This is a genomic window from Flavobacterium sp. 1355 (assembly GCF_017833415.1).
Taxonomy (GTDB): Bacteria; Bacteroidota; Bacteroidia; order Flavobacteriales; family Flavobacteriaceae; genus Flavobacterium.
The window spans coordinates 17,579-26,640 of record NZ_JAFICC010000004.1 but is presented as its reverse complement, the minus strand read 5'-3'; the positions used below and the strand labels follow the sequence as shown (position 1 = coordinate 26,640).

Sequence of the window (9,062 nt, the reverse complement as noted above, 5' to 3'; positions counted from 1 at the left end):
CCTGTGCTAATTTTGCTTTTCTAAATTAATCAATATGGAAGCAAATGAAAAAGAAGCAGTTGAAGCGCATATACTTAATGCTTATGGAATGCATCCCGCTACTCCTCGTTACAAATTACTAGAGAGATTATTAAAAGAAGAAGCGTTAGTGTTTCAAGAAGTGGGATATGATGAAGCCGTTTCTTTACGAAAAGAACTGTGGTTTTTAAAATTCGAATGTGGAATTCGTTGGAATAAAATCATCGTAAATGATGAAGTATACTTTAAGTATTATGTTAATGTGATGGGGCTTACCCCCAAAAACCATGAGGAAGGAAACATTTTTTATGACAAGGACTGGGATTATAATTAAAAAAGCGGTGTGATGACAAGGGAAGAAAAAAAAGAAGTGACAGAACACATTAGTAAAGTTGGTGGGTTCGATATAAAGACTAAAGGTTATCATGCAATTCAAAGCCTGTTAATCATGGGTGAATGGTCATTTATTTGGTATGAAAAACCGTTCTGCATACAAAATGCAAAGTGGCTAGAGCATATTGGCTTAAAAGTAGAAATTCGAAGTGATGCGATAACAGTAACTGATGAAGCAATTAAAAAATACTACGTAAATGTAATGGGCCGTGTACCAGAACCGGACTATCATACTATATCGAAACGAGATAAAGCATTAAGCGTTGGCAAGGATGAAGGTTCCGGCTGGAAAAGGACACAAAATCTAAATTTAGAAGAAGATGATATAACTTAAATTCTTAACTTAGAGTATTGATTTAAAATATTGATTATGTGTTACTACGTAGATCAGAAAGCAAGTAGACGCGATGTAAAAATTAGATTTAATATCGCAGTAAATAATAGTGGCCAGTTTTATGAAGGTGTTTTTATTAATGGATTCGAACATCCTAATCTTCCGGTAATAACAAACGGACGCGCGGATATTATATCTACTGATTATCATTGGGGATTAGTTCCAAGCTGGGCAAAAAACGAAGATTTTAAAAGCAAAACTTTAAATGCCAGGATTGAAACTATAGACAGTACGGCTTCGTATAGAAATATAACTGAAAACCGATGTTTGATTATCGCCACCGGTTACTACGAATGGCGCTGGCTCGATGAAAAAGGAAAGAAAAAAGAAAAGTATCAAATCTTCTCCCAGAGCGACGAAATCTTTTGTTTTGCGGGATTATATGACAGCTGGGTAAATCCTGCAAATGGACAAGTCCTGAACTCTTTTACAATGGTTACGACAGAGGCAAACGAATTAATGCAGTTTATCCATAATCACAAAAGGCGTATGCCGATCATGCTAAATCGAGAGGATGAATTAGCCTGGCTTGACACAAACAATAAAATACAAGATTTCGCTTTGCCTTATCAAAGTAAGTTAATTGCTTTTGAAGCAGCTTAAATAAAGATACCATGAATAAATATTTTGAAAATTTACAGAACGAGGAACTCATCGAGTTTTTTTTAACCGATTTAAATACCTTAAAAGAAATAACAGCTTATGTTTACCCAAATCATCTTTATGATGATCACAGCGAAATAGATGCGCACATAATGCGTTGCCAGCAAATACTACAAAGTTATATATTTAGCGAATTATCCGAGTTTAATGATGAAATAACGGTAGATGAAATAGACGTTTTGGCTGCTGAAAAAGCAAGGGAAATATTCAAGTTATGCAATAAAGAGATTGAAGCTTTATTTGAAACTGGTGTTGGCAAAGTTGTGTATCTCGGAGAAAGCAAATAAAAATTAAAGATAGACAGTAATATCTTTTTCATCCGCTCGCAGATCAATGCAGGCGGATTTTTTTATTTCTTCATAAATCAGCCTATCGACTTCAATTTCATTTAAAGAATCATAAGCAATTGGCTCAGGTGTTTCAAAGTGAAATTCTAAATAAGTAATTCCGGCACTTGCTGCAGTCATGTCATCATCAATATAGCATTCCGGATTATCTAATTCCGGGCCAAAATATTCTATCCCGGTTAAGCCACGATTTAGCAAATTAGTCACAAAGTCAATACTAACACCATTCTCGAGTGATAATTTTGCAGTTGATAATATGAGTGTGTGATTTTTCATAACCTAAAAATAGGAATTTTACAGAAGAAACACAATGCATTACTAAAATTTTAAATCAAGTGTTAATTTTTAGTTAGCTGTTAAGTTCCCGGATTGTCTTCATTATATTGATAAATGTTCATAAATATCGTACCTGCCTCTGTCAAGGAATAACGTTTTTTTTCAACATTAAACTTTACGAAACCGATGTCTATTAATCGTTCTAAATCCAGATTTGTTCCTTCTAACGATTTGTCAATTTCTATTGGGCCTTTGTGAAGAAGAGTAACAAGTGAATTTTTATCATGGGGAGCAAGTCTGATAAATAAGTTATGATATGAATCACGTATAAATTTCGATCTGTTAACTTCTGCGCTAAGACTTTTGTTTATTTCTAAAGTTTTGGCGGTATCTGCCGAGAGAGTTCTGAATTCATCATCAAATTTATCCTGACTTATTTTGTTTTTTGCTACCAATAATTCATTTAAGTTCTCTGCCTTATTATGTAAATCATTAGCTTTTTCTAATTTTTCGGTTAATGAAACAATTTTCTTGTCAAGCAGTTCCTTGTCTTTTAGAGTAAATATTGCTTTTTTATCGATCTTAGTCACTATGGCATTTTCAATTATTTTATAATAGCAGTCAGTTAATGCTCTTGACACACCAAGCAATATAAACGAAAAGAGCAGACTTAAGAATGCAATTCCAATAACATTAAAAAATTCTTCCCAAAAATATTTTTTAGAAAAGTATGCCCTAATATATTTAATTTTCCATTCCATGTTTTTGTCAGCGTCAAATGAAAAAAACGCATATACAACAATCCAGTTTCTGATCAGCCAAACACTTATCATCGTACCAATAAAAGGATTTCTAATTTTATTTTTGTAGTTATCTAAAAAAGATGATATATAGTCCGTCATGATCTTAAGTTGAGTTTTGCTCTCGCAAACATATGAAAAATAGAAGAACAAAAAGCACAAGTAAAACGAGTATAAATACCTGTTTTATTCTCACATGACATAGTTATTCAATTAAATATTATGTTTGTTAAATATACGTTAATGGAAACGATCGAAAGTCATATAAGCACAAAATAAAAATACAGTCTCCGAGAATTATTATATTGGTCAAACGAAATATCATCACATTGGAAAAAATATCTGCACATACACTTCTACGAGACTTACACACTCCTGAAAAACTTGAAAGTAAATTTGAAGTCCTTCCCAACTCCAAAAGCATTTACGATAAGAAAATTGAGGGGTCATTAGTAATTCATAGTAGTAAATTTACATATGACATAACCTTTGAAAATTGCCACTTTGAAGGTCTAATGTTGGTAGATGTTGAATGGACAGGTTTTATTTTTTTCGAGAATTGTAAATTTTCGATGAATTTTGACGTTTCTTCCATAGTTGCACCTAACTTAAAATTTGAAAATTGTACATTTGAGAAAAGTCTGATTTTTAATTATTGTGATATATCTTATTTAACTTTTCTCAAAAACGAATGCAGTAATGGAATACAATTTAATGCTGGCATTATTAGAATCTTACTAATAGAGCCATTAAGTGATAAAACTCAATTTACTTTAATTGGAAAATTTTTATTTATAAATAGTTTAACTGTAAAGTCTAATACTGGAATTACACTTGTCTCAAAGTCTTGTATTATAAATCAGATAAATTTATCAGGTTATTTTAATACGAGTTCAAGATTAGACTTTAATAGCATTTTAAATAAACAAATTTATCTTGACGAAATGAATAATGATGGTAAAATATATTTTTCAAATATTACCGCTGCTGCTATAGAAGCCTTTAAACAGAACAGCATCAGTGAATATATTGAAAGCTTCGCTGTCTTTAGGTCAAATAATATTAAGTATGAACAGAAACAAGTCCGTGCTCTCGATAAAAATTTAACGATAGTAGATCTCATAAAAGGATATCACTCGCTAATAGAATTCAAAAAATTTATTGAACAAAATTATTATAATGATTTCTTACTATGGGAAAGTTATCCAACATATAAATTTAAAATAACTAACTCATCCGCTGGGATCTTAGAATTTAAAAACATACAATTTGAAAATTATGATATTGAACTTAAAAATTCAGATTTAAATTCCTTAAAATTGATTAACTCGAAAATACCACATATTTTATATCGCGACAATTATCTTAATTACTATAATGTTTACAATGACCTATATACGTCAGCAAATAAACAAAGCAATACAAAAGACAAAGTATATTATTATAGAATTTCTCAGCACTTTTTACTGCAACATTTAAGATTTGAAGACTCCAAACCTAAAGACTATGGATCAATCATAACTATAATTGTCTCTGGCCTTTATAGTAATCACGGAACAAATTGGCTTAAAGCTATTTTTATAACAATACTGGTTTCTTTTATTTTCTTCTTATTATTTATTAATACTATTGAGGGTATATCACTAAGCCTAGATAAGACTGGTGCTTCTTTTTTTATAGAAAACTTACTACCTTACTTTCCTCAGTTTCTAAATCCATTGCATAAAATTGAGTTTATGGAAAAGTCTGGAACTTTAACTAGTTGGTCTGGTTTGATTGATCTACTTGGAAGAATTTTTACAGGTATTGGAGTGTTTGAAATGATCCGTTCTTTTAGAAAGCACGTTAGACAGTAAATAACTAATTAATCCCGAAAATAGTAAAATGAAAAAATACATTAAAAACAACATCCTTCTAACAATATCAGTTATCTCTTTTATACTTCTACTTATTCCAGTAACGGTATTTCTCTACCATTTTGGAGGAAATATTATTTCAAATGATTTAAGCGTTTGGGCTTCATTTGGTGATTTTATAGGAGGAACTATCAATACGATTTTAGCACTTAGTAGCTTAATAATTTTAGGGTTGTTAACTCACAATATTGGTAAGCAATCAAATGAAGAAAACAAAAACATTTCTCTACTTTTAAAACGCATTGACAGTTATGAACAATTAGCCTATTTTCTAACGGAAGTATTCACTTCTGTACATGCAATGACAATAAAAGTAACAAAGATACGCAAGCCAGGACAGACAATTGAAATGATTAACAAGATTAAAGAGGACATTGAAAAAGATGCCAAAGTATTTTTACAATTTTATTCACTTCTTGCAACATTTGAACAACGTTACAGCTACTTATACAAATATGATTTTTCGTTAAAGGAGTTTCAAGATCTAATTGACGAAGCAGAAAAATTTACGATATTCATCGATGACTTGATAAATAAAAATGATGATGAAATTATAGAATATCAAGATCCTAAGGTTATAAATAAGCTCTTTTTGGTACTAGAAAAACTTCAAAAGGAGCTTAAATAACTACATTGAAAGAGAGTATAAATGTTTCGTAATTTGTTTATTATTATTTGAAATAATCTTATTTGTAATGTACTGGATTAATTAAAATAAAGCCTAAAACTAAAAATTATGATTTTAAATATTGCCTTACCAATAATAGTAACATTCGCAACTTTGTTTGTAACTGAATTGCTTAAGAAAAAACACTCTAACGAAAGTTTTAAATTTGTAAAACTGCATGAGAAACGTCTTGATGTTTTAGAACAAACTTTTAAATATTTAAATCTGAGTTTAAGGCTTTTAAGGCAATACACTCAGCCATTTAAATTTGTAGAAGAGGGAAAAACTTTTATCGAACAGGAGCGAGAACTTAGCATCAACTATAGAAATACTCACAATGAATTTCTGAATTACTTTCAGGATAATGTACTATATTTTCCGGAACCGCTTGAAAAAATCATTACAAGCTACTTTGCCGAATGTGGAGAAATATTTAATATTTATGACTTAAAGCTGCAAATGACAGATGAATATACCAAACCGGACAGGAACATTCAATTCGATGCCGCTTTTGTGCATAAAAAAATACCAGAAAAGATTGATCCAATAAAGAAAGAAATAATAAAAGAGTTTCGTAATATTTTAGGTGAGAAAAAAAGAAAGTGGCCAATATTATGACCACTTTAAAACAATGACAATTGAGCTGCCCTATCTTCCTTATTATACACCTCAAACTTTTCCGGATCGGCTTCATAATACCTGTTCATGTATTTAATGGCATCTACTGACAGCTTTTCAAAGTTCGGGAGATAGGATTTAAATTTCAATACTGGAAAACCGCTTTCGTCGTAAACAATACTAGACTTTCGGCTGTAGGTACTATTGGGATTCAGTAGCATTTTCCTTTGCTTCTTGAGCCATGACAGGCGATAATACTTCCCAACACTCCGGACAAAACTTTTCGCCGCCATCATCTTCTTCCATTTCTTCAAGATCGAATTTTTGAGAGCAGCCGATGCATTCCTGAATGTCAATATCCGGCTCCCAGAAAGAAAGCTTTCCTTTTACATTTAGTATTGGTTTTTCATAGAGTACTGGATTAGCAAGAGCCCAGTTCCAGATTGGTTTTGTTTTATACAGAGGATCTCCTTCGATTGTTTTTCCGATTACTTCGGTTTTCTCCGCCCATATTGATGGATGATTGACAACACAATCAATAATTTCAACTTCTCCAATTATAGCGGATTTTGTAAAGAATTTGTCGTGTTCTTCTTTTATGTGAACGTCTACCTTACTATTGATTGCCGCCCATTGATCTGCTGGAAAAGCAAGATTACCTCCTTTAAAAAATGGGTAAATCTGCCCTGAAGCATGAACGTAAATTTTTCCCCGGAAATTTGTTCTCCAGGATCTATTTTCAATGTCTTTAATTCCTAATACGCATAAATACGCCCACGGATTTTTTATTGATAGTGCTTTCATTTCTATGATTTGATGTTTTAGTTTGGAAAAATAAAGTTATGCCACTGTTGAAGAGCTTATAATTATGAGTAATTTTATATATCAATCTTAAAATACTTACCATGACGTTTAGAACAGATTTAATTCAAGGATTAGAAAAATATGTAAATGATGCACCTATTCAGTTTTACTGTAAAAAAACAATTGATAGATCCCAATACATTCACTTAACTAGCGGTTTAATATTGCTACGCGAAAATGATTTTAAAACTCGGGAAGACTATAAAAACTTTTACAGACAATATTCAATTAATACAGAAAAAAATGAAATTGATGATCTATTTAAAGATGATAATGTAGATAAATTGTTCCTGATTAAAATTAAGAATCACATCAACTGGGTAATAAGTTGGCTTGAACAAAGTCATAATAATTCTAATTGATTAGGGTTAACAATTCCATTTGCAGTTTCTTTTCTATCGGTCGAGATTTCGAATAAACCATTCTTTACTCGCTTTAGCAGTTTTGATTTTACCATACGGCTGAGCACTTCACCTACATACTTTTGAGCATTTAAAAAGTAATAGTGCCCAATAAGTTCAATTGCTTGCTTTTTGGTTATCTGGTTATCGTTTTTTAGAGCGAAGTCCAGGATCTGTTTTTGTTTTGGTGAAGGTTTCATATTAATTAAAATTATCCTTCACGTGACATTTGCTCATTTCCTGCGCAAGTTCCGGAGCAAAACTTCATCGGTTCTTGGGTCGTACACGACTTATTTTCGTATCTACCTTTCCAACTGTTCCAAACTTCTTTTCGACCACGTCCAATTATAGTGCTTGTCACTACTTTATCGTCAGGCGTTTGTTTTCCACAATAACCACAAGCAGTATGATTTTCTTTTGGGGCATAAATCTCCTTAAGTCTTTCTGATTCTTCTTTTAAATCAGCTTCATTGAAAGCAAAATGAGGCTCTTTTATTATATCAGTATATTTATAAGATCCAGAACCCATATCGCGATAATCGACATAAATGATTTGTTCAGCAGTTTTGATATTTTCTACATATTCCCAGTATGCAACAACTAAATTTTTAGAAGGTCTTTTATCTTTATCGTAATGCGGTGCCCATATGTTCCTGTCTGTAAAAACATAACCCACATGACTTCCAGTTATTTCAATTTCTTTGATTTCACCAATCCTGTTTACTTTAAATAGTTTTTGAGGTTCATGGTTTTTGCTCCAAAATTCTTCTAAATGAATAGCCTTAATTCGTGATTCTTCCGAAATAAGTTGATGTAATTGTTCTGTCAAGGTTAACTTTTTCATAACTAAGCGATTTTATTGATTAATTCAATCGGATTCAGACTTTCACGTTCGGCAAGATTATAAATTGTCATTGCCTGATTGCAGGTTTTTGTTAGGCCAGTTCTGAATTGAATTTCCCAAAGTAAGCCAAACAGCTGAGCCTGCTCGAGATCAATATTTTCAACATCAATGTTTCCGGGAATAATTTCCCAACACCAAAAGTCAATATCTTCTTTGTCATCATCTTCATTGTTTGGTTCGACTACTGCTTCGAAGTAGTTTTTCACTTTGTCAAAATTTAACCATGCTATATAATGTGGTGTATCACCATCTGATTCAAAACCACTTTTAAAAGGTTTTGAGAGTTGTTCAGGTTTAAACTGATCAATAACTGCCTGCGAGCAGAAATAATAATTTGCGTTCATAATTCTAATTTTAATTGATTCGTTAAATATGATTCTGAGCATTTTTCACAAAGACACTCAACCTTATCGTGATATTTACCTTCTGGTATTATTCTGCTCATGCATCCCTCCGACCATCTAAACTCGACTTTGCAGTTAATGCATGTATAATATTTTAAATCTGCTTTAATTGCAGGGACTGGATTTCTGAAAACGACTTTCATAATACAGTCTTTTAGAGTTATTTCTTTTTACAATCTCGGTAATCGCCAAAGCAGATTCAACGGCAACAAGTAACATTTTAGTAATTTTAGCGATTGGACTAATGTGAATTTGACTTTCAACAATTGCTATTTGAACTGCGCTCATCGCCATCAAAATGGCTAGTAATGGAATATGAGATTTTTTCGCTTTTGGACTTCGTACCTTTCGTGGAGATTTGTTTTTATGAACCTGGTAATAGTTAAGTCGCTTCATA

General features: G+C 31.8%; 16 protein-coding genes. 8 read left to right on the top strand and 8 right to left on the bottom strand.

The window, feature by feature from the left end:
- Positions 1–34 precede the first annotated feature (34 nt).
- The 4 genes from JOD96_RS05930 to JOD96_RS05915 are packed head-to-tail and all read left to right on the top strand — an operon-like array spanning position 35 to position 1,755.
- A complete protein-coding gene (locus tag JOD96_RS05930; RefSeq protein ID WP_209563362.1) occupies positions 35–352 on the top strand; it encodes a hypothetical protein in 318 nt (105 codons plus the stop codon).
- 12 nt (positions 353–364) lie between these two features.
- Positions 365–745, top strand: a complete 381-nt coding sequence (locus JOD96_RS05925) for a hypothetical protein (RefSeq protein WP_209563361.1) — start codon at positions 365–367, stop codon at positions 743–745.
- Positions 746–781: 36 nt separating this feature from the next.
- Positions 782–1,408, top strand: coding sequence for an SOS response-associated peptidase (locus JOD96_RS05920; RefSeq protein WP_209563360.1), 627 nt, complete (start codon positions 782–784; stop codon positions 1,406–1,408).
- Between the two features lie 11 nt (positions 1,409–1,419).
- Positions 1,420–1,755 (top strand): hypothetical protein, encoded by a 336-nt coding sequence (locus JOD96_RS05915; protein ID WP_209563359.1) that lies wholly within the window; start codon positions 1,420–1,422, stop codon positions 1,753–1,755.
- Between the two features lie 3 nt (positions 1,756–1,758).
- Here JOD96_RS05915 and JOD96_RS05910 read toward each other — a convergent pair whose 3' ends face one another.
- Together JOD96_RS05910 and JOD96_RS05905 are read right to left on the bottom strand one after the other, a co-directional pair.
- Complete coding sequence (locus JOD96_RS05910) at positions 1,759–2,091, bottom strand: hypothetical protein (RefSeq protein WP_209563358.1); 333 nt, start codon at positions 2,089–2,091, stop codon at positions 1,759–1,761.
- Positions 2,092–2,171: 80 nt separating this feature from the next.
- Positions 2,172–2,993 carry a hypothetical protein gene (locus tag JOD96_RS05905; RefSeq protein ID WP_209563357.1) on the bottom strand — a complete coding sequence of 274 codons (822 nt, stop codon included), beginning with the start codon at positions 2,991–2,993 and terminating at the stop codon, positions 2,172–2,174.
- A gap of 227 nt (positions 2,994–3,220) precedes the next feature.
- Here JOD96_RS05905 and JOD96_RS05900 point away from each other — a divergent pair, with 227 nt between their 5' ends.
- From JOD96_RS05900 to JOD96_RS05890, 3 genes are all read left to right on the top strand, one after another.
- Positions 3,221–4,747 carry a hypothetical protein gene (locus tag JOD96_RS05900; protein WP_209563356.1) on the top strand — a complete coding sequence of 509 codons (1,527 nt, stop codon included), beginning with the start codon at positions 3,221–3,223 and terminating at the stop codon, positions 4,745–4,747.
- Between the two features lie 28 nt (positions 4,748–4,775).
- Positions 4,776–5,435: a hypothetical protein gene (locus JOD96_RS05895; RefSeq protein ID WP_209563355.1), complete on the top strand. Its 660-nt coding sequence runs from the start codon at positions 4,776–4,778 to the stop codon at positions 5,433–5,435.
- A gap of 108 nt (positions 5,436–5,543) precedes the next feature.
- On the top strand, positions 5,544–6,092 hold the full coding sequence (locus tag JOD96_RS05890) for a hypothetical protein (protein WP_209563354.1): 549 nt from the start codon (positions 5,544–5,546) through the stop codon (positions 6,090–6,092).
- Between the two features lie 5 nt (positions 6,093–6,097).
- Here JOD96_RS05890 and JOD96_RS05885 read toward each other — a convergent pair whose 3' ends face one another.
- Positions 6,098–6,313, bottom strand: a complete 216-nt coding sequence (locus tag JOD96_RS05885; RefSeq protein WP_209563353.1) for a hypothetical protein — start codon at positions 6,311–6,313, stop codon at positions 6,098–6,100.
- Positions 6,294–6,896: an ASCH domain-containing protein gene (locus tag JOD96_RS05880; protein WP_209563352.1), complete on the bottom strand. Its 603-nt coding sequence runs from the start codon at positions 6,894–6,896 to the stop codon at positions 6,294–6,296. The genes JOD96_RS05885 and JOD96_RS05880 overlap by 20 nt, the downstream gene beginning before the upstream one ends.
- Before the next feature lie 101 nt (positions 6,897–6,997).
- Here JOD96_RS05880 and JOD96_RS05875 point away from each other — a divergent pair, with 101 nt between their 5' ends.
- Entirely contained in the window at positions 6,998–7,318 is a 321-nt protein-coding gene (locus JOD96_RS05875) for a hypothetical protein (protein ID WP_209563351.1), read from the top strand.
- Here JOD96_RS05875 and JOD96_RS05870 read toward each other — a convergent pair.
- From JOD96_RS05870 to JOD96_RS05855, 4 genes are all read right to left on the bottom strand, one after another.
- Positions 7,300–7,557 (bottom strand): hypothetical protein, encoded by a 258-nt coding sequence (locus JOD96_RS05870; RefSeq protein ID WP_209563350.1) that lies wholly within the window; start codon positions 7,555–7,557, stop codon positions 7,300–7,302. The two genes, JOD96_RS05875 and JOD96_RS05870, sit on opposite strands and share 19 nt — an antisense overlap.
- 11 nt (positions 7,558–7,568) lie before the next feature.
- Positions 7,569–8,201 carry a hypothetical protein gene (locus JOD96_RS05865; protein WP_209563349.1) on the bottom strand — a complete coding sequence of 211 codons (633 nt, stop codon included), beginning with the start codon at positions 8,199–8,201 and terminating at the stop codon, positions 7,569–7,571.
- A gap of 2 nt (positions 8,202–8,203) precedes the next feature.
- Positions 8,204–8,605, bottom strand: a complete 402-nt coding sequence (locus JOD96_RS05860) for a hypothetical protein (RefSeq protein WP_209563348.1) — start codon at positions 8,603–8,605, stop codon at positions 8,204–8,206.
- Positions 8,606–8,770: 165 nt separating this feature from the next.
- Positions 8,771–9,061 carry a hypothetical protein gene (locus JOD96_RS05855; RefSeq protein ID WP_209563347.1) on the bottom strand — a complete coding sequence of 97 codons (291 nt, stop codon included), beginning with the start codon at positions 9,059–9,061 and terminating at the stop codon, positions 8,771–8,773.
- Position 9,062 lies beyond the last annotated feature (1 nt).

Excerpts from the sequence above, each read along its gene's own strand:
- JOD96_RS05860 (WP_209563348.1), bottom strand. The coding sequence starts at position 8,605 with ATGAACGCAAATTATTATTTCTGCTCGCAGGCAGTTATTGATCAGTTT.
- JOD96_RS05920 (WP_209563360.1), top strand. The coding sequence starts at position 782 with ATGTGTTACTACGTAGATCAGAAAGCAAGTAGACGCGATGTAAAAATT.
- JOD96_RS05895 (WP_209563355.1), top strand. The coding sequence starts at position 4,776 with ATGAAAAAATACATTAAAAACAACATCCTTCTAACAATATCAGTTATC.
- JOD96_RS05910 (WP_209563358.1), bottom strand. The coding sequence starts at position 2,091 with ATGAAAAATCACACACTCATATTATCAACTGCAAAATTATCACTCGAG.
- JOD96_RS05930 (WP_209563362.1), top strand. The coding sequence starts at position 35 with ATGGAAGCAAATGAAAAAGAAGCAGTTGAAGCGCATATACTTAATGCT.
- JOD96_RS05880 (WP_209563352.1), bottom strand. The coding sequence starts at position 6,896 with ATGAAAGCACTATCAATAAAAAATCCGTGGGCGTATTTATGCGTATTA.
- JOD96_RS05870 (WP_209563350.1), bottom strand. The coding sequence starts at position 7,557 with ATGAAACCTTCACCAAAACAAAAACAGATCCTGGACTTCGCTCTAAAA.
- JOD96_RS05855 (WP_209563347.1), bottom strand. The coding sequence starts at position 9,061 with ATGAAGCGACTTAACTATTACCAGGTTCATAAAAACAAATCTCCACGA.
- JOD96_RS05875 (WP_209563351.1), top strand. The coding sequence starts at position 6,998 with ATGACGTTTAGAACAGATTTAATTCAAGGATTAGAAAAATATGTAAAT.
- JOD96_RS05915 (WP_209563359.1), top strand. The coding sequence starts at position 1,420 with ATGAATAAATATTTTGAAAATTTACAGAACGAGGAACTCATCGAGTTT.
- JOD96_RS05925 (WP_209563361.1), top strand. The coding sequence starts at position 365 with ATGACAAGGGAAGAAAAAAAAGAAGTGACAGAACACATTAGTAAAGTT.
- JOD96_RS05905 (WP_209563357.1), bottom strand. The coding sequence starts at position 2,993 with ATGACGGACTATATATCATCTTTTTTAGATAACTACAAAAATAAAATT.
- JOD96_RS05885 (WP_209563353.1), bottom strand. The coding sequence starts at position 6,313 with ATGCTACTGAATCCCAATAGTACCTACAGCCGAAAGTCTAGTATTGTT.
- JOD96_RS05865 (WP_209563349.1), bottom strand. The coding sequence starts at position 8,201 with ATGAAAAAGTTAACCTTGACAGAACAATTACATCAACTTATTTCGGAA.
- JOD96_RS05890 (WP_209563354.1), top strand. The coding sequence starts at position 5,544 with ATGATTTTAAATATTGCCTTACCAATAATAGTAACATTCGCAACTTTG.